This window comes from Dactylosporangium thailandense, assembly GCF_059739745.1.
Genome location: NZ_AP029195.1, coordinates 10,336,598 through 10,357,588 on the forward strand (window position 1 = coordinate 10,336,598; position 20,991 = coordinate 10,357,588).

Here is a 20,991-nt window from a genome sequence, read left to right on the forward strand (position 1 = left end):
GCCCCGGAATGCCCGGAGCTACGCCAAGGCGTGACGCAACCCACAGATTGAGGAGACTCCCACGTGCGACGGCTTTTGACCGTAGCCATCCTCACCGCGCTCGTCGGCACCGCCGCCGCCTGCGGTGACACCTCCGAGAGCGGCACCTCGGCCTCGTCCTCCACCGGCGCCACCGCCGCCGCCACGTCGAGTCCCACGCCCGACGTGAAGGCGAACACGAAGCAGGTCTGCACCAAGGCCGAGGCCCTCATCACCGAGGAAAACATCAAGCCCATCGGTGAGCAGATCGGCATCATGATCGCGGCGAAGGGCTCGAAGAACAAGCAGGCCGAGACCGCCGCGGCGGCCAAGGCCAAGGAGCTCGCCGACGCGCTGGCCGAGAAGCTGCGCGCCCTCAAGACCGAGGCCCTGGACCCGAAGCTGCAGGCGGCGCTGGACAAGGGCGCCGACGGCCTCAAGCTGTTCGGCTCGCCCGAGTACCTGGCGAAGATCAACTCGCTCGGTGACATGGACAAGCTGACGAACGACATCGACGCCGCCGGCAAGGACCTCGAGGCGATCTGCGCCTGACGCTGCGTGTGGTGGTGCCCCGCTCTGTGTCATCACGGGGCGGGGCATCGCCGTTTTTCTCAAGCCGAAGTTGTACCGCTGTGGCAGGCTTCCCGACGTGGTAGATCCGTCGGGTGTCTCCACCCTGGACGAGCTCTCCGGGCTCCTGCGTGACCTGCGGCGAAGGCAGGCGCGGCGGGTCCGGTCGTCCCCGTTGACCTTCGGCGAGATGGCCGCGCGCACGGGCTGGCCGCACGCCGTCATCGGCGCGTACTTCGACGGCCGCGCCCTGCCGCCCGCCGAGCGCCTGGAGGCGCTGCTCCGCCTGCTCGGCGCCTCGCCGGCCGAGTGCTTCGCCTTCGCGTCGGCCCGCTCCCGCATCGAGACGGTCCTGCCCGGTTCCCCGGCCGCCGGCGGCTCGTCGACGCTCGGGGGCTCGGCCCCCGGCCCCGGTGCGCGGGCACTCCCGCCGGCGCCGCCCGGTTTCGCCGGGCGAGCCGGTGTCGTCGCGCGCCTGGACCGCCTCCTGCCCGGCGCGCGAGCCGTGGTCATCGGCGGCGCGGCCGGTGTCGGCAAGACCGCCCTGGCCGTCCACTATGGACACCGAATCGCCGACCGCTTCCCAGCCGGCGCCGTGTTCCTGGACCTGCGCGGCTCCGACCCGTCCGGCCCGCCCCTCCCGCCGGCCGAGGCGCTGCGCATCCTGCTCGACGCGCTCGGCGTGGCCCCGGCCGATCTGCCGCTCGGGGTGGCCGCCCGCACGGGCCTGTTCCGCAGCCTGACCGCCCGCCGTGGCGTGCTCTTCGTGCTCGACGACGCCGCCGACGCGGCCCAGGTGCGCCCGCTTCTTCCCGCCGCGGGCGACAGCGTCGCCATCATCACCGGCCGCGGCGGACTGTTCGGCCTCGACGCGACTCCGACACGGCCCGACCGCTCCGCCGCGGGCGAGGACGATGTCGACGCGGTTCAGGCGCGGCCCCAGCGTCCCGCCGCGGGCGAGGGCGATCTCGACGCGACTCCGGCGCGGCCCGGAAGCCCCATCGCGAGCGCGATTGAGGCGCGGCCCGGAAGCCCCATCGCGAGCGCGGTTGAGGCGTGGCCCGGGTGCCCCGCCGCAGGCGAGGACGATGTCGTCGGCAGCGCCGGTGGAGGCCTGGCCAAGCTGTCCAAAATGGACGGTGCGGCCACGGTGGTGCTGGACGCCATCGACCGCACCGAGGCGCGGGCCATGCTGGCGGCGCGCATCGGCGCCGACCGGGTCGCGGCGGAGCCGGACGCGGTGGACCGCATCATCACGTCGTGCGGCCGGCTGCCCATGTCCCTGTCGGTGGTCTCGGCACGCGTGGCGCTGCACCCGGAGCTTCGGCTGACCGCGGTGGCCGACGCCCTGGCCGAGGCGACGGCGTTCTCGTGGGCCTACGACCGGTTGACCCCGGATGCCCGCCGCCTCTTCCGCGGCTTCGGCGCCCACCCGGGCCCGGACCTCGCACCCGCCGACGCCGCCGTCCTGATCGCGACCGCTCCCGCCTCAGCCGCGTCCACGTCTCCCGTTCCCGACTCAGCCGCGTCCACGTCTCCCGTTCCCGACTCAGCCGCGTCCACCTCTTCCGCCCCCGTCTCCGCCGTTTCCATGTCCTCCGCGTCCACGTCTCCCGCCCCCGTCTCCGCCGTTTCCACGTCCTCCGCGTCCACGTCGTCCAAGTCTTCCGCGAGTGTCCTCAGTGGACGGATCGCGGCGGATGCGCTCGCCGAGTTGGCGCGGGCGCAGCTCATCACCGAGGTGCGCCCCGGCCGATACGCGATGCACGCCCTGCTCCGCGAGCACGCGGCCGCCCGCACCTCCGACGCCGAGCGCGGCGCGATGCAGGACCGGCTCGTCGAGCACGGCGCCGAGTTCGCGGTCCTGAGCCTGGCCATGCGCCGCGGCCGGTACCGGGATGCCTGGCGCATCGCCGACGCCGTCGACGCCGACCTGGACGCCGCGGGCCGCTGGGACGACCGGATCGCCGCCCAGGCGATCGCCATCCGCGCGGCCGAGCGCCTGGGCGACCCGGCTCTGCTCGCGAGGGCTCAGCGCGCCCAGTCCGCCGCGTACCTGCGTACCGGCCAGCACGAGTCCGCCCTCCGCCGCCTGCGCGAGGCCGCCGACTGCTTCCTGGCCCAGGGCGAACCGGCCGCCGCCGCCCGCTGCCGCCAGGACCTCGCGGCCCTCCTGGAGTCGATGGCCCGCTTCGCCGAGGCCATCGTCCACGACGAACTGGCGCTGGCCCTCTTCCGCCGAGCCGCCGACCGCCACGGCCAGGCCGCCGCCCACGCCGCCGCGGCCTGGCACTACGCCCAGGCCGGCCGCGCCAACGAGGCGGTGGCCCACGGCGAGGCGGCCCTGTCGCTGCGCGCCGACCTGGACGACCCGCACGAGGTGGCGGCGGCCCTGGCTCACCTGGGCCGGGTACACGCGGCCCTGGGCGAACGCGACCGCTCCCTGGAACACCTGCGAGCGGCGTTGGACCGCTACACGGAGCTGGGCGACCGCCTGGACGAGGCCGACACCGCGACCCGCCTGGGCGACGCCTTGGACGGCGCCCCGGCAATCGGCCTGTGGCGACGGGCCCACGCCATCTACGAGCGCCTGGGCCACCCGTCCGCCGAGACGGTGGCCGCCCGCCTGGGCATCTAGCCCCGCTGCGCTCTGCCGGACGCCCAACGGCCCGTCGGCAGGACGCACGGTGCGACACCCACCCCGCACAAGATGCGCAACGGCCCCGCCACAGCACCAAGCCCATCCGAAAGGCCGCCGCCGGTTCGCATGGGCACCCGACCCCGGCAGCGTGCGAGGCGGAGGTGCCTAGGCGGTGCGCGAGGCGGAGGTGCCCTGGCGGCCCGTGCGGCCGACGTGCGCCAGCGGTTCGTGCGGCCGACGTGCGCCAGCGGTTCGTGCGGTGCTCACGCTCAGCGGCGAAGCGGCCCGGTTCAGTAGCGGAAGCGCCCCACGAGCTGCTGCAAGCGGTCCGCCATCGTCGCCAGCTCCGCCGAGGCCGTGCGTGACTCGCCCATGCCCGCGCTCGTCGCGCGCGAGGCGTCCGCCACCCCCGAGATGGTCGACGCGATCTCGTCGGTCCCGGCCGCCGCCTGCGTCACGTTGCGGCTGATCTCGCCCGTCGTCGCCGTCTGCTCCTCCACCGCCGCGGCGATCGTGGTCTGATACTGGCTGATCTCCGAGATTACCGAGCTGATCTCGCCGATCGAGGCCGCCGCGGCCCGGGCGTCGCCCTGGATCGCGCCCACGCGGCCCGCGATGTCCTCGGTCGCCTTCGCCGTCTCCTGGGCGAGGTCCTTGACCTCGCTGGCGACGACCGCGAAGCCCTTGCCCGCCTCGCCGGCGCGGGCCGCCTCGATGGTGGCGTTGAGCGCGAGGAGGTTCGTCTGCTCGGCGATCGAGGTGATGAGCTTCAGGACGTTGCCGATCTCGGTCGAGGAGGTGTCGAGCTTGGCGACCGTGCTGGACGCGGCGCCGGCGGCCCGCACCGCGGCCGCGGCCACCCCGGCCGCCTGCGACGCCGACTGGGCGATCTCGCGGATCGACGCCGACATCTCCTCGGCCCCGGTCACCACGCTGTGCACGTTGCCCGCGACATGCGTGGCCGCCGACGCCACCGAGCCGGAGCGGGTCGACGCCGATTCCGCGGTGCGGGCGATCTCCTCGCTGTTCGAGGCGAGCCGCCCGGCCGCGCCGGCGACCCCGGTCGCGGTGTTGGCGACTTCGCGGACCGTCTCCCGCGTGCGGGCCGTGGCCGAGTCGAGCGCGGCCGACATGCGCCCGATCTCGTCGCGGCTGTCCGAGCCCGCCACCCCGGTCAGGTCGCCCTCGGCCATCCCGGCCAGCACGGCGCCGACCCGCCGCAGCGGACCGACGATCCGCCGGACGGTGTAGAGCGCCACCGCGCCGCCGAGCAGCACGCCCGCGCTCAGCACCCCGATCAGCAGGATGCGGGCCCGGTGGTAGTCCGTCCGGGCGATCGCGGCCCGATACTTGGCCTGGCTCGCCTCGCTGTTCGCGGCCTTGTCCAGCGCCGCCATCGCCTTGTTGATCAGCGGGTTGGCCTTGTCGGTGGCGATCTGCTCGAACTTCGCCACGTCACCGCTCTGCGCGGCCGGCAGCTGCTCGCCGTCGCGAATCTGCTTGTACTCCGTCCAGTCCGCCCGGAACGCCTGGATCGCATCCTGATCGACGGCCGCGGTGGCATAGGCGGCGATCCCGTCGTCGACGGCCGCGTCCGCCGCCGCCAGCTTGGTCGTCGCGGCCGACTTGTCCAGCGACAGGGCCACGTCGCGGATGGCGATGCGGGCCGTGAGCGCCTGCGCGCGCAGCTCGGCCAGCTGTAGCGACCGTTGCAGGTTCTCGCGCTCGATCGCCTCACCGTGCGTGTAGACCGCGCTGAGGCTGGCGACGCCCACGAAGCCGGCGACGATCGCGGCTACGGTGAACAGACCGCTGATCATGAAGATCTTCACGGCTACCGGCCGATCGGCGAACCAGCTCATCCACGGTGCCCTTCCGACGGGATCAGCCTCCCCCGGATCCTGATCGACCCGATGGCGCGGAGGTGAAGGATTTTCGCGGGGCATGCCGGACGGCCATCGAACGGGTTTAATCACCGCATGACCTCCGAAACGCCCGGCTGGGACGCGATCGACGCGGCGCTGGAGCGGATCTACCCCGGCGTCGAACCCCGCCACCTCGGCACGGTCCGCAAGTGGGCGCGCGGCGGCCCGGATCCGCTCGACGGCATCAGCTTCTATCCCCGGCTCGATCCGGTGCCCCACTGGCACGCGGTCTCCTACGGGATGAGCGAGCTCTACGGCAAGCAGTCCGACAACCCCGACGAGTCCGGCTGGGGCTTCGAGTTCACCTTCCGCATCGCCCGCGACCGGGACGAGACCGAGCCGCCGATCTGGGCCGCGAACTTCCTGCAGAACCTGGCCCGTTACGTCTTCCGGACCGGCAACTGGTTCGAGCCCAACGACCACATGGACCTCAACGGCCCCATCGCGCTGGACCGCGAGACGCTCATCCGCGCCGTCGTGTTCACCGAGGACCCGGAGCTGGGCGCGATCGACTCGCCCAACGGCGCCGTGCAGTTCCTGCAGGTCGTGGGGATCACCGCCGACGAATACGCCGCGATCCAGGCCTGGAGCGTGCTCGACTTCCTCGACCTGCTCGCCCGGCGCATCCCGTTGCTGATCACCGACCTCGCCCGGCCGTCCGTGGCCGCCGACCCGGAGGTGGCCGAGACGGTCGAGGAGGGTCGCCGCCTCGACGGCTCCGCCACCGCGACCCTCGCGCTCGCCGAGTTCGGCTGGCGCCCCGACGGCGACCTGATCCGCCTGGTCCTGGGCGCGCACGTGGCCCCGGTGGTCGCCGACACGCTGCTCGGCCGCCTTCCGTTCGGCCGCACGCTGCGCGTGGACGGGCCCGAGAGCAGCGCCGAGTTCGCCTCCGGCAGCTTCTTCGTCGGCACCGCGCCCGGCACCGAGGACCAACTCGAGGTCGTGCTCACCGGCGAGGCGCTCGACGGGCTGCTGCAGGTGCTGGTGCCCGTGGCCGGCGTCCGCGCGGCCCCCGGCGCGGAGCCGCTGGTCGTCGAGATCGTGCCCTCGGAGATTCGCGACCCGGAGGGCAACATCGTCCGGACGATCGGCTAGCCCGGTCCCCAAGGGGCTGTATCGAGGTGAATGGCCGGGCTGCGGCGAACTCAGACGCCGCCTGGAACCAGGCCGGTCACACTCGATACAACCCCGGTATCGAGGCGCGCCCGGCGCGGCCCCAGCCGACGCCTGAGCCTCGCCTCGCTCCGCCCCCACCTCGATACAGCCCTAGTGTGAAGCTCGTGACGTATACCGCAGATGGTTCGCGCTACGAGCAGATGCAATACCGCCGGACCGGCCGCAGCGGGCTGAGGCTGCCGGCCGTCTCGCTCGGGCTCTGGCACAACTTCGGCCACGACCGGCCGCTCGACGGGCACCGGGCGCTGGCCCGGCGCGCCTTCGACCTCGGCATCACCCACTTCGACCTGGCCAACAACTACGGCCCGCCCTACGGCTCGGCTGAGGAGAACTTCGGCCGGATCATGGCCACCGACCTGCGCCCCTACCGCGACGAGCTCGTCATCTCCTCGAAGGCCGGCTACGACATGTGGCCGGGCCCCTACGGCAACTGGGGCTCCCGCAAGTATCTGACCGCGAGCCTCGACCAGAGCCTCAAGCGGCTGGGCCTGGACTACGTCGACATCTTCTACTCCCACCGCTTCGACCCCGAGACGCCGCTGGAAGAGACCATGGGCGCGCTCGACGCCGCGGTGCGCGCCGGCAAGGCGCTCTACGTCGGCGTCTCCTCCTACTCCCCGGAGAAGACGGCGCAGGCGGCGGAGATCCTGCGCGGGCTCGGCACCCCGGCCCTCATCCACCAGCCGTCCTACTCGATGCTCAACCGCTGGATCGAGGACGGCCTGCTCGACGTGCTCGACCGCGAGGGCATGGGCTGCATCACCTTCTCCCCGCTGGCCCAGGGCATGCTCACCGACCGCTACCTCAACGGCGTGCCGGCGGGCTCCCGGGCGAGCGAGAACAGCTCGCTGTCGACCGACTTCCTCACCGAGGAGAACCTGGCCAAGATCCGGGCCCTGCACGACATCGCGGCGGCGCGCGGCCAGAGCCTGGCCCAGATGGCGCTCGCCTGGACGCTGCGTGACCCGCGGGTCACCTCGACGCTCATCGGCGTGAGCAGCATCGCCCAGCTGGAGGACAACGTCGCGGCGCTGGCCAACCTCGACTTCTCCGCCGAGGAGCTCTCCGCGATCGACCAGCACGCCACCGAGTCGGGCATCAACCTCTGGGCGAAATCCAGCGCCCACTGATGTCGATTCCGGGCCGGCCCGATTCGTACAGCCGGTGGAAGTCGCTTCGTTCCGTCTGGAGGAGACCATGAAGCAGTACCTGCTGGCCGTCATCGAGCCGAGCGTCGGCGAGCCCCCGGCGCCCGCGGAGATGCAGAAGATCATGGAGCGGGTCGCCGAGTTCGAGCGCAGCGCCAAGGAGGCCGGGGTCTGGGTGTTCAGCGGTGGTCTGCACCCGCCGTCGAGCGCGACCACGCTGCGGCCCAAGGGCGACGACGTGCTCGTCACCGACGGCCCCTTCGTCGAGGGCAAGGAGCACCTCGGCGGCTTCACGATCGTGCAGTGCGAGGACCTGGACGCGGCCCTCGAGTGGGGGCGCCGCTGCGCCGAGGCCACCACGCTCCCGATCGAGGTGCGGCCCTTCCGATGGTGAGCGGGGCACCCCCGACGACCATCGAGCGGGTCTTCCGGGAGGAATACGGCCGTGCCGTGTCGGTGCTGGTCCGCAGCTTCGGCGACATCGACCTCGCCGAGGAGGCGGTCCAGGAGGCCTTCGCGGCGGCGGTACAGCGCTGGTCGGAGGGGGTGCCCCCGAGTCCGGCCGGCTGGATCATCACGACCGCGCGCAACCACGCGATCGACCGGCTCCGCCGCGAGGCGCGACGCGCCGAGAAGCATGCCGAGGCCGACTTGATCTACAACCTCCCGCCGGACGAGCCCGACGACCGCCTCCGGCTCGTCTTCACCTGCTGCCACCCGGCGCTGGCCCGGCACGCGCAGGTGGCGCTCACGCTGCGTCTGCTCGGCGGCCTCACCACGCCCGAGATCGCCCGGGCGCTGCTGGTGCCGGAGGCGACCCTGGCCCAGCGCATCGTGCGCGCCAAGAACAAGATCCGCGACGCCGGCATCCCCTATCGGGTGCCGCGCGCCGCCGATCTGCCCGACCGGCTGGCCGCGGTCCTCGCGGTGATCTACCTGATTTTCAACGAGGGCTATGCGGCCAGCTCGGGCGACGGGCTCGTCCGCGACGACCTGTGTGCCGAGGCAATCCGGCTCGGGCGGATGCTGCGCCGGCTGATGCCGGACGAGCCCGAGGTCGCCGGGCTGCTGGCGCTCATGATCCTGGCCGCGGCCCGGCGCCCGGCGCGCGTCGACGAGGCCGGCGCCCTGGTGCCGCTGCCGCGCCAGGACCGCTCGCGGTGGGACCGGGCGGCGATCGCCGAGGGGCATCGCCTGGTGCGGGAGTGCCTGCGGCGCGATCGGCCGGGGCCCTATCAGCTCCAGGCGGCGATCAACGCGGTGCACACCGACGCGTCCGATGCCGAGGCGACCGACTGGGGCCAGATCGTCCAGCTCTACGACCAGCTCCTGGCGGTCGCGCCGTCGCCGGTCGTCGCGCTCAACCGCGCCGTCGCGGTGGCCGAGGTGGAGGGCCCCGACGCCGGCCTGGGGCTGATCGAGGGTCTCGACCTGGCCGGCTACCACGTGTTCCACGCGGTGCGGGCCGACCTGCTGCGGCGGGCCGGTCGTTCGTCCGAGGCGCAGAAGGCCTACGAGAAGGCGGCCGGGCTGGCGGGCAACACCGCGGAGCGTGATTTTCTGATGACGCAACGCTCGAACCTCCCTTCTGCTACCGGCTGACCGCGTCTGCGCTCGACCATCTTGCCGACGAGTGGGATGCTCGAAAGATGACCCATCCGGTGCTCGCCCAGTTGCTCGCGGTCGCGTTGATCGTCGCGATCTGTGCGCTGGCCGTCGTCGTCATCCCGATCAACCGCCGGGGCGCCCCGATCAGCGCTCGCACCCGGACGGGCCGTCGCGACGATGAGCGCGGCTGGTATGGCTTCATCTACGCCAACCCCGACGACCCGAACCTGGTCGTCCCCAAGCGGCTCGGCCTGGGCTGGACGATCAACTTCGGCCACCGCCGCGCCTGGCAGGCCGTCTTCGGGCTGCTCGCCTTCATCGCGGTGAGCATCGTCATCGGCACCGTCGCCGGCCACCAGGGCCGCTGACGATCAGTCCACGGTGGGCCAGTCCCACCCCAGCTGCAGGAACATGCCCAGCCGGTCGCTGACCGCCCGGATTTCGGCGATCCGGCCATCCCGCATGGTCATGATCCAGATCTGTTCCACCTCGCACGAGCGCCCCGTCGGCTCCGGCATCCGTGGGTGAAATCCCGTGTGCGTGCCGCGCACAACCAGCCGGGCCACCACCGTGTCACCCTCGGCGACGAGCTGCTGTGGATACATCCCGCCCTCGCCGAACGCGTCCAGCTGCTGCCGGAACCCCTCGAACGCGGCCCCGGGCACGTCCTCCTCGCCGAAGATCACCTTGTTGTGGTCGATGACGTCGGCCGCCATGTATCGCCCCCAGTCGGCGACCCGCCGCTCGCTCACGGCCTGAAAAAAGTCCGCTACCACCTGCTTGTTCGCGTCCATCCCGCCCGCTCCATTCTTACGTCGTAAGTTTGCTGCGGCCGAGTGTAGACTTACGCCGTAAGAATCCGCAACCCCGAGGAGATCCGCCCGTGGCAGCGAAGCGTCAGCGCGGCGAACGCGCGGGCCTGACCCGCGAACAGGTGCTCGACGCGGCCCTGGCGCTCGTCGACCGGGTCGGGCTCAACGGGCTCACCATGCGCGCGCTGGGCGCCGAGCTAGGGGTCGAGGCGATGACCCTCTACCACTACGTCCCGAACAAGGAAGCGCTGATCGACGGCATGGTCGAGCGCCTGTTCACCGCCGCCTACCCGGCCGGGGCGGGCGACGACTGGCAGGCACACCTGCGCGGCTACGCGCACGACCTGCGGGCCGCGCTCCTGCGCCACCCGGGCGTGCTGCCCGCGGTGAACCGGCCCGCGGTCACCCCGGCGGCCCTGGACGCGGCCGAGGCGGGCCTGCGCACGCTGACCGGTGCCGGCTTCTCGGTCGGCGACGCACTGGACGCGCTGAACGCGCTGACGCTGTTCGTGCTCGGGCACACCGCGGCCGAGGTCGCGATCGGGCCCGACGGCCCGCTGCCCGTCGACACCGAGCGCCACCCGCTGCTGGTCGAGGCCGTCGAGAGCGGCGCCGGCATCGACGACGCCGCCCGGTTCACGTTCGCGGTGGACGCACTGCTGGCCGGGTTCGACGCGCTCCGACAAGAAGACCCGCTCTGACAAGAAGACCCGATCCGATAAGAACACGAGCACCGAACGGACCGGCGGGCCGAACACCGGCGGGGGAGGACCCGCGGGACGGTCGGACTCACACCGGCGGGAGTATCGGAACCTGGCCGTCCTGCGGCACGGCCGGGAGTGAGTATTCTTTTCGGCGGCCACAGCCTTCGAGAGGGAGCCAGAGTGAGCGAGACGCTGGAGTTCCAGGCCGAGACGCGACAGCTGCTGCAGTTGATGGTCCATTCGATCTACTCGAACAAGGACATCTTCCTGCGCGAGTTGATCTCGAACGCCTCGGACGCATTGGACAAACTGCGCCTGGAATCCCTGGTGAACAAGGAGCTGGAGGTCGACACCAGCGACCTGCACATTCAGCTCGAGATCGACAAGGACCAGCGGACGCTGACCGTGCGGGACAACGGCATCGGGATGTCCCACGAGGATGTCGTCTCGCTCATCGGCACCATCGCCAAGTCCGGCACCGCGGAACTGCTCAAGCGGCTGCGCGAATCGCCCGAGCAGCAGCAGCGGGCGGAGCTCATCGGCCAGTTCGGCGTCGGTTTCTATTCGACGTTCATGGTCGCCGACAGGGTGACGCTCGTGACCCGCAAGGCCGGCGAGAGCCAGGGCACGCGGTGGGAGTCGGCGGGCGAGGGCACCTACGAGATCGAGGCCCTCGAGGACGCGCCCCAGGGCACCAGCGTCACGCTGCACCTCAAGCCCGAGGACAGCGAGGACCAGCTCTTCGACTACACCGCGGAATGGAAGATCCGCGAGATCGTCAAGAAGTACTCGGACTTCATCGCCTGGCCGATCCGCCTGGCCGGGGCCGAGTCCGACGCGCCGATGAACTCGATGAAGGCGCTCTGGGCCCGCCCGCGCAGCGAGGTGGCGGCCGAGGAGTACAACGAGTTTTACAAGCACGTCAGCCACGACTGGACCGACCCGCTCGAGACCATTCACATGCGGGGCGAGGGCACCTTCGAATACGAGGCACTGCTCTTCATCCCGGCCCGCGCCCCGTTCGACCTCTTCATGCGCGACGGGCACCGCGGCGTGCAGTTGTACGTCAAGCGCGTGTTCATCATGGACGACTGCGAGGCGCTCACCCCGCGGTACCTCCGATTCGTGAAGGGCGTCGTCGACGCGCACGATCTCTCGCTCAACATCTCCCGCGAGATCCTGCAGCAGGACCGCCAGATCCAGGCCGTCCGGCGCCGCCTCGTGAAAAAGGTCCTCTCCACCCTCAAGGACCTGCCCGCGGAACGGTACGCGACGTTCTGGAACGAGTTCGGCCGCGCGCTCAAGGAAGGCCTGCTCGACGACACCGAGAACCGCGACACCCTGCTGGACCTGCTGCGCCTGCCCTCGACGCACGCCAAGGACGAGCCCACCTCGCTGCGCGAATACGTGGAGCGCATGAAGGAGGGCCAGAGCGACATCTACTACATGACCGGCGAGACCCGCGCGATGGTCGAGAACTCGCCGCATCTCGAGGCGTTTCTCGCCAAGGGGTACGAGGTGCTCATCCTCACCGACCCGGTCGACGAGGTGTGGGTCGAGCAGGTCCCGCAGTACGACGGCAAGCAGCTGCAGTCCGTGGCCAAGGGCCAGGTCGACCTCGGCAGCGAGGAGATTCCCGCGGAGCGCAGCGAGGGCTTCGCGCCGCTGCTGCAGTGGCTCGGCGAGAAGCTCGAGGCGGACGTCAAGGAGGTGCGCCTGTCCACGCGCCTGACGACGTCGGCGGCCTGCATCGTCGGCGACGAGCACGACATCACGCCGACGCTCGAGAAGATGTACCGCGCGATGGGTCAGGAAATGCCGCACACCAAGCGCATTCTGGAGCTCAATCCCGACCACGCGCTCGTGTCCGGGCTCCGCGACGCGTTCACGGCCGACGCGGCGGCGCCGGCGCTGGGCGAGACCGCGGAGCTGCTCTACGGCATGGCGCTGCTGGCCGAGGGCGGCGAGCTGGCCGACCCGTCGCGCTTCACCCGCCTGCTGGCCGACCGCCTGGCCCGCTCCCTGTAGCGGCGACATCGCGATGAGCCTGCCCACACGGACCGTCGTCCTCGTCCTCGTCGACGAGGGCGGCGCCGTGCTCGGCGAGCTACCGGCGTTCGACGTGCGGATCCCGTTCTGGCCCGAGGTCGAGGAGCTGGTCGACGGGGCGCGGCGGCACGGGGCCGAGATCAGCGTGCTGCGGCTGCTGCACGCCGACCGGCCCCACCCGCCCGGGGGTGTCGTCACGTACCTCGCGCAGCTCGAACGCGGGACTCCCGAGCTCGAGCCGACGTCGTGGCGCCCGCGGCCGCACGAACGCCGGGCGCCCTTCGCGGAGGTGGGAGGGCCGGCGGCGTCGATCGCCTGGGCGCGGGACGCGCTCGAGGCGGCTGGGTACGGTACCCCTGAAGAAATCCGGCAGCGAAAGACCTGGAACCTCTCGGCGCTGTGGCAGCTGGAGACGGCGTGGGGAACGGTCTGGCTCAAGCACCTGCCGCCGTTCCTGCGGACCGAGCACGAGGTGCTGGCGTGGCTCGGCGCGGTCGCGCCCGGGGTCGCGCCGCCGCTGATCGCCGCCGACGGGACCGGCCGCGAGCTGCTCGGGCACCTGCCGGGCGAGGACGGTTTCGGCGCCCCGTTCGCGGCCCGCGTCACGATGGCCGACCTGCTGCACGGCCTGCAGCGGCGGGCGCTCGACGACGTCGAGGCGCTGTCCGAGCGGGGCGTGCGGGACCGCCGCGGATCGCTGCTGTGGGAGCAGATCGAGGCGGTCGCGGAGCCCTGGCTGGCCGAGATCCTCGGGCTCGGCGCGCTGCTGGACGGCCTGTCGGACCGGTTCGCCGCGGTGGAGGCGTGCGGCCTGCCCGAGACCCTCGTGCACGGGGACTTCCACCCGGGCAACGTTCGTTTTGCGGCATTGGTACCGCCGGCCGTCCTGGACTGGGGCGACGCGTTCCTCGGCCATCCGGCGTTCGACCTGCTCAGGCTGCGCGAGGGGCTGGCGCCCTCGGAGGCGGACGCGCTGGTCGAGCACTGGGCCGGGCTCTGGCGGAAGGTCGTGCCGGGCAGCGACCCGGCCCGGGCGGCCCGCCTGCTGGAGCCGGTGGCCGCGCTCCTCGGCGCCGTCGTCTACGGGACGTTCGTCCAGAACATCGAGCCAAGTGAATGGCCGTACCACTCCGACGACGTCCCCGACTGCCTGCGAAGGGCCGTCGAGCTGGCCTGACGCGTTTTTGTCGTACCCATGCGATACAACTTCTGGCGTCAGGGATCACCCCCAAACGCTGGAGGTAGATGGTCTTGAGCGTCGAAACGCGCTCGACGGCGGTGGTCATACCGCCCGTGCAGCCCCGCAAACTGGCCAAGGTGCCGTTCGTCGAACTCGCCGACGGCCGCCTGCAGGGCGTGGTGTCGAGCGGATCGGACATCGAGCGGGTCTACGTCTCCTCGATCGGCGCCGGCTCCCACGGGCTGAGCTGCAGCACCAACAACAACCGGCCCTGCGGCGGCCTGCGCGGCGCCAGCCCGTGCAAGCACCTGGTCGCCCTGCTCGACGAAGCCCAGCTGCAATACGGCCGCGAGCGCGTCGCGCGCTACCTGCGCATCGAGGTCGACGACAGCACCCCGCTGGTCCGCGGGCTCAAGGCGCGCCACGAGCCGACCCCGGCCGCGACCGTGTTCAGCGGCTTCCTGCGGCACCTGGCCTATCTGGAGCTGCCCGGCAGCGACGAGCCCATCCCGGAGCTGCACTGGTTCCCGTCCGTCGCCCCGGCCGGGGAGCGCTGATGCTGTCCACACTGTTCGCCGACGCCGGGCCGGACACCGAGATCGCCGCGGCGCTCGAGACCGCCGGCGCGGTCGACGACGGCCTGCTGCACGGCTTCGCCCGCATCGACGAGGACCGGGCCGCGGCGCTGGCCGCGCTGGCCGGGGCGTTCTCCGGCAGCCCGCTGCGCGAGGCGGTCGCCGAGGCCGTCGACAAGATCGCGGCCGGCTCGGTCGCCGACGACCACCTCTTCGCCCTCGCCGCCGCGCGGATCGCGCTCTTCGGCTCGGTCCACGACGCCCTGCTCGCCCGGGCCGACGCGGCGCTGGGGCGCTCGCGGGCCGACTGGCCCGGCGAGCCCCAGGACGACGATCGACCGGCCGCGGCCGCCACCCACCTGCTCAGCGGCGCCCGGTCCTGGCTGCGCGAGCTCGCGATCACCGGCTGGCGGGGCGTCGACCACGACCTCGTGGCCGCGGCCGGACAGGCGATCGAAGCCGCGCTCGGCGACCCGCAGCTGCGCCGCCTCGCGGTGCTGCTCGACGGGCTCGCGGCGGAGCTGCGGGCCGGCAGCCCGATCGCGACGATGGACCCGGTGCCCGTGCGGCGCTGGGCCGACCTGTGGAGCCGCGCGCTGCTGCTGGCCCGCGAGTCGCGGCGGGCCGCGCCGGCCGAGACGGTGACCGGACGGCTCTACGTCCTCGGCACCGACGTCCACGAGCACCCGACCGCGGTCCAGGTGCAGGTGCACGGCGTGCTGGAGGTCGCCGGCGCACCCAACCGGCTGGTGCGCGCGAGCGTGTCCGCGGCGAAGGTCGACACGATCGTCGGCCCGGCGATCTGGCGCCTGCTGGCCGGCCACCCGATGCTGCTCACCGCGCTCGCCGAGCACCGCGCGCTCGACCTCACCGACATGCCGCTGCTGGCCGGCGGCGACCTGATCTGGCGTGACGCGCAGGCCCGGCCCGGCGACCCGGCCGACCCCTTCACCACCGCCCGGGTGCACCTCGGCGCCGCGCTCGCCCCGGCCACCCCGCCGCTGGAGCGGCACCCGGTCCGCATCGCCGAGCCGGTGCTCGTCGAGGACCTCGCCGCCGTCACCCTCGACACGACCCGGCTGCCGGCCTGCGGGCCGCTGACCCCGGAGGTCGTCTCCGCCGCGACCGCGGCCATCGGGCTGCTGCGCTGGGACGACGGCGCCTGGACGGTGCAGCCGCTCGGCGTGCAGGCCACGGTGAAGAAGAAGCAGGTCGGCGTGCACACCGGCGACTGGGCGCTCGGCCCGGCGGACGCGAAGGCGGCCAAGTCGGCCGGCGAGGCGGTCGAGGTGCTGCGCGAGCGGGCCGGAAGGTTGCTGCGCAAATGACGACCGCCGACGAGAACCGGCGCCAGGTCCTCTACTGGCGCATGCTCGGCCGGCTCTTCGAGGCCGACGAGCAGATGTCCCTGGAGTCCGCAAGCGTCGCGATCGTCGACGACATCGGCCTCCCGCCGGCGCTGCTCGACCCGGGCGTCACCGTCGACAACCTCGTCCAGCGCCACCCGGAGCTGGCCGCCGAGTTCGAGGGCCTGATGGCCCCGGCGCCCGGCGGCGACCAGGAGGGCGACGGGGCCGCGGTGCGCCGGGCGGCGCTGGTGTCCAAGCTGCTCATCAACGTCTTCAACACCGGGCACGGCAACGTCAGCGCGGGCCAGCTGAGCAACTGGCAGGCCGACGCCGGGTGGTTCGAGAAGGCGCTCGGCATGGACCCGGGCGAGCTGCGCGGGCGGCCCAGCGCCGGCGGCCTCGCGGGCGTGCTCGGCGGCATCGAGGGCGACCTGGTCAAGCGGATGCACCTGCGGGAGGTGCTCGCCAACCCGGCCCTGGCCAAGCAGCTGACCCCGAGCATGTCGCTCATCGAGCAGCTGCTGCGGGACAAGAGCAACCTGTCGGGGGTCGCGCTGGCCAACGCCAAGGCGCTGATCCGCCGGTTCGTCGACGAGGTGGCCGCGGTGCTGCGCACCCAGGTGCAGCAGAGCAGCGTCGGCGAGATCGACCGGTCGGTGCCGCCCAAGCGGGTCTACCGCAACCTCGACATCGAGCGCACGATCTGGAAGAACCTGACGAACTGGAGCCCCGAGGACGAGCGGCTCTACGTCGACAAGCTCTTCTACAAGCAGACCGCCAAGCGCACCACCCCGGCGCGGCTGATCGTGGTCGTCGACCAGTCCGGCTCGATGGTCAACGCGATGGTCAACTGCACCATCCTCGCCTCGATCTTCGCGGGCCTGCCGAAGGTGGACGTGCACCTCATCGCCTACGACACCCGGGCGCTGGACCTCACGCCGTGGGTGCACGACCCGTTCGAGGTGCTGCTGCGCACCAAGCTCGGCGGCGGCAACGACGGGCCGGTCGCGATGGCGATGGCCCAGCCGAAGATCAGCGATCCGCGCAACACGGTGATGGTCTGGATCTCGGACTTCTACGAGTTCGACCGGTCCCAGCCGCTGTTCGACATGATCCAGGCGGTGCACCGCTCGGGCGTCAAGTTCATCCCGATCGGCTCCGTGAGCAGCGGCGGCGAGCAGAGCGTCAACCCCTGGTTCCGCCAGCGCTTCAAGGACCTCGGCACCCCCGTGCTGTCCGGGCACGTCCGCAAGCTCATTTCCGAACTCAAGAGCTTCCTGGCCTAGGAGACCCTCATGACTGACATGCTTCGCGCCCCCGCCGAGGTCAAATACGCCGAAGAGCTCGACTGGCTCGAGTCGGTCGACGACGGCCCCAAGCCCTTCTCGTGGCGGCTCAGCCCGCGCATGGTCCGGCTGTTCGTCCTGGGCTCCGAACGCGCCGACGGGCTCGACCGCGAGATCTCCCAGAAGTGGTTCGGCGACCGCAGCTTCGTCGAGCGCAGCATCGTGACCCTGGCCTCCGACCGCGGCCTGTTGCTCATCGGCGACCCGGGCACCGGCAAGAGCTGGCTCGCCGAGCTGCTCGCGGCGGCGATCTCGCGCAACTCGACGCTGGTGGTGCAGGGCACGGCGGGCACGACCGAGGACCACATCAAATACTCCTGGAACGTCTCGATGGTCATCGCCAAGGGGCAGTCGCGGGCCTCGATGATCCCGTCGCCGATCATGACCGCGATGGAGAAGGGCGTCATCGGGCGGTTCGAGGAGCTGACCCGCTCGACGAGCGATGTGCAGGACGCGCTGATCTCGATCCTGTCCGAGAAGTACGTCTCGATTCCGGAGCTCGAGGACGACAACATCGTCTTCGCCCAGCCCGGCTTCTCCATCATCGCCACCGCCAACAGCCGCGACCGGGGCGTCAACGACCTGTCCTCGGCGCTCAAGCGGCGGTTCAACTTCGTGCGCATCCCGGTGGTGACGAACAAGAAGAGCGAGGCGGAGATCGTGCGCTTCCGCACCACCGAGCTGCTGCGCCGGCACGAGATCGAGCTCGACGTGCCGCCCAACCTGCTCGACATCCTGCTGCAGAGCTTCGCCGACCTGCGGGCCGCGGCCGCCTCGGCGACGAGCGACGACGAGAAGCTCGAGTCGGCGCTGTCGACCGCCGAGCAGATCGGCGTGCTGGAGGACGCGATCCTGCACAGCACGTTCTTCGGCGACCGCAGCCTGCGGGCCGAGACGCTGGCCGGGTCGCTGGTCGGCTCGCTGGCCCGGCGCAGCCCCGAGGACCTGGCGATCCTGAACAAGTACTGGCACGGGGTCGTCGAGCCGCGCAGCAAGGAGGACGGCGGGGAGTGGCCGGCGTTCCTCGAGGGCGGCCGTCAGGCGATCGCCACCCTGTCATGATCTTCGACGACCTGCGGACGCAGTTGGTCGGCGCCGCCACGGCGCTGGCCGACCGCGGCGCGGTGCCCGAGATCCTGGCCGGGATCGTCGACGACGTCGACCGGGCACTGCGCGAGGAGCTGGAGATCTTCCCGGTCTGCCACCACTCGCCGGCATCCGGGCTGGCGATGGTCCGGCGGCTGCGCGAGAAGCAGCCCAAGGTCATCTACCTCGAGCTGTGCGAGGACCTGGGCCCGCTGCTGAGCGAGCTGCGCAACTGCCGGCTGCCGGTGGCGCTGCAGGCGTTCGCGTCGCAGCTGGACGGGTTCCCACAGGAGTGGGGGCCGCTGAGCATCGTCGCGCCGATCACCGAGGCGTCGGCGGAGTATCAGGCGATCGCCTACGCGCTGGAGACGCCCGGCGTCGAGCTGGTGCTCGTCGACCGCTCCACCGACCACGTCTTCCAGTGGCAGCCGCGCGAGGAGCACGACACGCCGCCGGCCGAGGGCGGCGAGGAGGCCGAGGACACCGACCTGCACGGCGACGCGGTCGGCATCGAGATCGGCGACCTGCGGCCGCGCTTCGCCGAGCTGGAGCGGCACCTGCTGCACCACGGCAAGGTGCGGCACTGGTCGGAGTGGTGGGACCAATACGTCGAGCAGCCGCTGGCCGGGGCCGACTACGCCACCTACCGGCAGGTCATGGTGCTCATCGGCAGCCTGTTCCGGCGGCTCTCCCCGCCGGACCCGGGGCGGGTCAAGGTCGACGAGGACCGGGAGCGGTACATGTGGAAGCGCATGCGCGAGCACCTGGCGCGCACCGGCGTCGACCGGGCCGACTGCCTGTACGTCTGCGGCGCCTTCCACGCGGCCAGCCGGGTCGAGGAGTTCGGCACCGCCGAGGGGGTGCCCGACTTCGACATCAGTCCGCGCACGGCCACGAAGTGGCTCTACGGGCTGATCCCGTCGAGCCATTCGGCGATCGAGGCGCAGTTCGGGCTCGCATCGGGCTCGGTCTCCATCGCCGCGGCCACCTGGCAGAAGTCGATCACGCGGGCCCGGCTCACGCCGTTTCAGCTCGAGGGCCAGAAGGGCAGCCGCAAGCGCAAGGCGGTCGCGGCCGGCACCGCGGCGGCCGACGAGCCGGTGGCCGACCGGCTCACCGGGTTCCTCGCCAGCCCGCCGACGCTCGACGCGCTCGACGAGGAGGAGCTGCTCGGCTGGTGCGTCGACATCGTGCGGCTCGCGCGCCGCAACGGCTACCTGTCCAGCACCGCCGACGCGATCGCCGTGTTCGAGACGTCGATCCTGCTGGCGGGCATGCGCAACCGGGCGCGGCCGACGCCGTACGACTTCCAGGACGCCGCGGTCACGTGCATCGAGAAGGACGTGGTGCCGGGGCGGCGCGACGTGCGGCGGCTCTGCGAGATCCTGCTCGGCGGCGACCGGGTCGGGCAGGTCGGCTACGAGGCGCTGCCGCCGCTGGCCCAGGACGTCTACGACCGGCTCGCCCCGATCGGGCTGGACCTGACCCGCTCGACGGTCCAGCGGGCGCTGCTCGACCTGGCCGGGCGGCCCGAGCTGGGGCCCGCGTCGCATCTGTTGTGGATGCTGCGGTATCTCCTCCCGGAGGGCGCCGTCCGGCCGATCATGGGCACCCGCCGCCTCGGCGAGAAGTCGATCCAGGAGAGCTGGGACCTCGCGATCGGCAAGCACCAGCGGTACATCATCGAGCTGGGCTACGAGGGCGTGACCGTCGAGCAGGTGGTCGAGCAGCGGCTGCGCCGGTCGGTGTGGGCGCCCGACGCCACGGCGGCGGTGGCGCTGCGGGCCGTCGAGGACTCGATCCTGTTCCTCGGCAGCCGCCGCTTCACCGACGAGCTCGGCGCCCGGGCGGTGGAGCTGCTCGCCGCCGAGCGCACCGTGGACGAGGCCCCGGAGGTGCTCAAGCGCATCCGGCGGCTGCTGGCCCACTACCGCGCGACCGAGCCGGCGCTGCCGGCCTGGGCGGAGTCGTTCGTCACCGCCGGCTATGCGCACTACTGCACGCTTCTGCCGACCGCGTTCGTCGACGACGAGACCGGGGTCCGGCAGGTCGCGGCGATGCTCGGGTTCCTGTTCACCATGGAGAGCCTGGCCCTGGCGCTCGGGTGCGACCGGGCGCAGCTGGAGATCGCCGTGCGGCAGTCGCACCCGGAGAGCCCGGCGAAGGTGGCGCTGCTGTGGTCGGCCCACCACCAGCTGGGCCTGCTGCCGCTGGCCGACCTGCGGGCGCGCGGGGCCGAGCTGCTGGCCAACCCGCTGGTGGTGCCGTCGGTGCCGCAATACCTGAGCGGCTTCATCCAGGCGCTGGACCCGGCGCCGAAGCTGACGCCGTTCGTGGTCGAGTTCATGTCGAACGCGTTCGCGAGGCTGCCCGACCCGGTGCTGCTGCCGTGGCTGCCGACGCTCATCACCACGCTGCGCGACCAGGCGGGCGAGCTCGTGCCGGTGCTCATCCGCGAGGCGGGACGGACGTTCCCGGCCGGTCTCGCGGCGGTGGACGCGTTCGTGCCGCCGTGGCGGGCCACGCGAGGCCCGGCCCCGGTGGCGGCCGCGGCCCCCGCGACCGGGCCGGTCGCGGGGTTCCTGGCCGCGCACCCGGCCACGACGGACGCGCTGGCCTCGGCCCTCGGGCTACCGGTAACCTGGCAGCCCGTCGCGGCGGCGGCCGCCGGTGGCGACGGGCCGCTGGCGCTGCTGTCCGAGCATCCCGCGACGGCCGGCGCGTTGGCCGCTCTGCTCGCCGCTCCGGTCTAGGCCGTACCGGGGCGGCGCGCCGGGCCCTCGATGACCGCACGGTCGTCG

Annotated in this window: 17 protein-coding genes; 15 read left to right on the forward strand and 2 right to left on the reverse strand. The window is 72.2% G+C overall.

Annotated features, from left to right (window positions below; all coding sequences use genetic code 11):
* Window positions 1–63 precede the first annotated feature (63 nt).
* Entirely contained in the window at window positions 64–570 is a 507-nt protein-coding gene (locus AC6JBM_RS46080) for a hypothetical protein (protein WP_497979982.1), read from the forward strand.
* Window positions 571–667: 97 nt separating this feature from the next.
* The gene (locus tag AC6JBM_RS46085) at window positions 668–3,226 is read left to right on the forward strand and encodes a helix-turn-helix domain-containing protein (protein ID WP_497979983.1); all 2,559 of its coding nucleotides are present in this window, start codon (window positions 668–670) and stop codon (window positions 3,224–3,226) included.
* Window positions 3,227–3,519: 293 nt separating this feature from the next.
* Here AC6JBM_RS46085 and AC6JBM_RS46090 read toward each other — a convergent pair whose 3' ends face one another.
* Window positions 3,520–5,091, reverse strand: coding sequence for a methyl-accepting chemotaxis protein (locus tag AC6JBM_RS46090; protein ID WP_497979984.1), 1,572 nt, complete (start codon window positions 5,089–5,091; stop codon window positions 3,520–3,522).
* Window positions 5,092–5,208: 117 nt separating this feature from the next.
* On the opposite strand from AC6JBM_RS46090, the gene AC6JBM_RS46095 reads away from it, so the two are divergent.
* The 5 genes from AC6JBM_RS46095 (at window position 5,209) to AC6JBM_RS46115 (ending at window position 9,457) form a co-directional block, all read left to right on the forward strand.
* A complete protein-coding gene (locus AC6JBM_RS46095; protein WP_497979985.1) occupies window positions 5,209–6,252 on the forward strand; it encodes a suppressor of fused domain protein in 1,044 nt (347 codons plus the stop codon).
* 185 nt (window positions 6,253–6,437) lie between these two features.
* Window positions 6,438–7,463, forward strand: coding sequence for an L-glyceraldehyde 3-phosphate reductase (mgrA, locus tag AC6JBM_RS46100; RefSeq protein ID WP_497979986.1), 1,026 nt, complete (start codon window positions 6,438–6,440; stop codon window positions 7,461–7,463).
* 67 nt (window positions 7,464–7,530) lie between these two features.
* On the forward strand, window positions 7,531–7,875 hold the full coding sequence (locus tag AC6JBM_RS46105; protein WP_350618900.1) for a YciI family protein: 345 nt from the start codon (window positions 7,531–7,533) through the stop codon (window positions 7,873–7,875).
* A complete protein-coding gene (locus AC6JBM_RS46110) occupies window positions 7,869–9,083 on the forward strand; it encodes an RNA polymerase sigma factor (RefSeq protein ID WP_497979987.1) in 1,215 nt (404 codons plus the stop codon). The genes AC6JBM_RS46105 and AC6JBM_RS46110 overlap by 7 nt, the downstream gene beginning before the upstream one ends.
* Before the next feature lie 47 nt (window positions 9,084–9,130).
* Complete coding sequence (locus AC6JBM_RS46115) at window positions 9,131–9,457, forward strand: DUF5808 domain-containing protein (protein ID WP_497979988.1); 327 nt, start codon at window positions 9,131–9,133, stop codon at window positions 9,455–9,457.
* A 3-nt stretch (window positions 9,458–9,460) separates the two neighbouring features.
* Here AC6JBM_RS46115 and AC6JBM_RS46120 read toward each other — a convergent pair whose 3' ends face one another.
* The gene (locus tag AC6JBM_RS46120) at window positions 9,461–9,883 is read right to left on the reverse strand and encodes an ester cyclase (protein ID WP_497979989.1); all 423 of its coding nucleotides are present in this window, start codon (window positions 9,881–9,883) and stop codon (window positions 9,461–9,463) included.
* A gap of 89 nt (window positions 9,884–9,972) precedes the next feature.
* Between AC6JBM_RS46120 and AC6JBM_RS46125 the strand changes: the two genes are divergently transcribed.
* The 8 genes from AC6JBM_RS46125 to AC6JBM_RS46160 all read left to right on the forward strand — a co-directional run bounded on the left by AC6JBM_RS46125 (window position 9,973) and on the right by AC6JBM_RS46160 (window position 20,943).
* On the forward strand, window positions 9,973–10,602 hold the full coding sequence (locus tag AC6JBM_RS46125; RefSeq protein ID WP_497979990.1) for a TetR/AcrR family transcriptional regulator C-terminal domain-containing protein: 630 nt from the start codon (window positions 9,973–9,975) through the stop codon (window positions 10,600–10,602).
* Window positions 10,603–10,785: 183 nt separating this feature from the next.
* The gene (gene htpG, locus AC6JBM_RS46130; protein WP_497979991.1) at window positions 10,786–12,633 is read left to right on the forward strand and encodes a molecular chaperone HtpG; all 1,848 of its coding nucleotides are present in this window, start codon (window positions 10,786–10,788) and stop codon (window positions 12,631–12,633) included.
* 13 nt (window positions 12,634–12,646) lie between these two features.
* Window positions 12,647–13,831, forward strand: coding sequence for a phosphotransferase family protein (locus AC6JBM_RS46135; RefSeq protein ID WP_497979992.1), 1,185 nt, complete (start codon window positions 12,647–12,649; stop codon window positions 13,829–13,831).
* A 68-nt stretch (window positions 13,832–13,899) separates the two neighbouring features.
* Window positions 13,900–14,391, forward strand: a complete 492-nt coding sequence (locus AC6JBM_RS46140; protein ID WP_497979993.1) for a hypothetical protein — start codon at window positions 13,900–13,902, stop codon at window positions 14,389–14,391.
* Entirely contained in the window at window positions 14,391–15,737 is a 1,347-nt protein-coding gene (locus tag AC6JBM_RS46145; RefSeq protein WP_497979994.1) for a hypothetical protein, read from the forward strand. Before AC6JBM_RS46140 ends, AC6JBM_RS46145 begins: the two co-directional genes overlap by 1 nt.
* Entirely contained in the window at window positions 15,734–17,044 is a 1,311-nt protein-coding gene (locus AC6JBM_RS46150; protein ID WP_497979995.1) for a vWA domain-containing protein, read from the forward strand. Before AC6JBM_RS46145 ends, AC6JBM_RS46150 begins: the two co-directional genes overlap by 4 nt.
* Window positions 17,045–17,053: 9 nt before the next feature.
* The gene (locus AC6JBM_RS46155) at window positions 17,054–18,166 is read left to right on the forward strand and encodes an ATP-binding protein (protein ID WP_497979996.1); all 1,113 of its coding nucleotides are present in this window, start codon (window positions 17,054–17,056) and stop codon (window positions 18,164–18,166) included.
* Window positions 18,163–20,943 carry a DUF5682 family protein gene (locus AC6JBM_RS46160; RefSeq protein WP_497979997.1) on the forward strand — a complete coding sequence of 927 codons (2,781 nt, stop codon included), beginning with the start codon at window positions 18,163–18,165 and terminating at the stop codon, window positions 20,941–20,943. Before AC6JBM_RS46155 ends, AC6JBM_RS46160 begins: the two co-directional genes overlap by 4 nt.
* Window positions 20,944–20,991: the final 48 nt, after the last annotated feature.

Excerpts from the sequence above, each read along its gene's own strand:
- AC6JBM_RS46090 (WP_497979984.1), bottom strand. The coding sequence starts at position 5,091 with ATGAGCTGGTTCGCCGATCGGCCGGTAGCCGTGAAGATCTTCATGATC.
- AC6JBM_RS46095 (WP_497979985.1), top strand. The coding sequence starts at position 5,209 with ATGACCTCCGAAACGCCCGGCTGGGACGCGATCGACGCGGCGCTGGAG.
- AC6JBM_RS46105 (WP_350618900.1), top strand. The coding sequence starts at position 7,531 with ATGAAGCAGTACCTGCTGGCCGTCATCGAGCCGAGCGTCGGCGAGCCC.
- AC6JBM_RS46110 (WP_497979987.1), top strand. The coding sequence starts at position 7,869 with ATGGTGAGCGGGGCACCCCCGACGACCATCGAGCGGGTCTTCCGGGAG.
- AC6JBM_RS46115 (WP_497979988.1), top strand. The coding sequence starts at position 9,131 with ATGACCCATCCGGTGCTCGCCCAGTTGCTCGCGGTCGCGTTGATCGTC.
- AC6JBM_RS46120 (WP_497979989.1), bottom strand. The coding sequence starts at position 9,883 with ATGGACGCGAACAAGCAGGTGGTAGCGGACTTTTTTCAGGCCGTGAGC.
- AC6JBM_RS46135 (WP_497979992.1), top strand. The coding sequence starts at position 12,647 with ATGAGCCTGCCCACACGGACCGTCGTCCTCGTCCTCGTCGACGAGGGC.
- AC6JBM_RS46140 (WP_497979993.1), top strand. The coding sequence starts at position 13,900 with ATGGTCTTGAGCGTCGAAACGCGCTCGACGGCGGTGGTCATACCGCCC.
- AC6JBM_RS46145 (WP_497979994.1), top strand. The coding sequence starts at position 14,391 with ATGCTGTCCACACTGTTCGCCGACGCCGGGCCGGACACCGAGATCGCC.
- AC6JBM_RS46150 (WP_497979995.1), top strand. The coding sequence starts at position 15,734 with ATGACGACCGCCGACGAGAACCGGCGCCAGGTCCTCTACTGGCGCATG.
- AC6JBM_RS46155 (WP_497979996.1), top strand. The coding sequence starts at position 17,054 with ATGACTGACATGCTTCGCGCCCCCGCCGAGGTCAAATACGCCGAAGAG.
- AC6JBM_RS46160 (WP_497979997.1), top strand. The coding sequence starts at position 18,163 with ATGATCTTCGACGACCTGCGGACGCAGTTGGTCGGCGCCGCCACGGCG.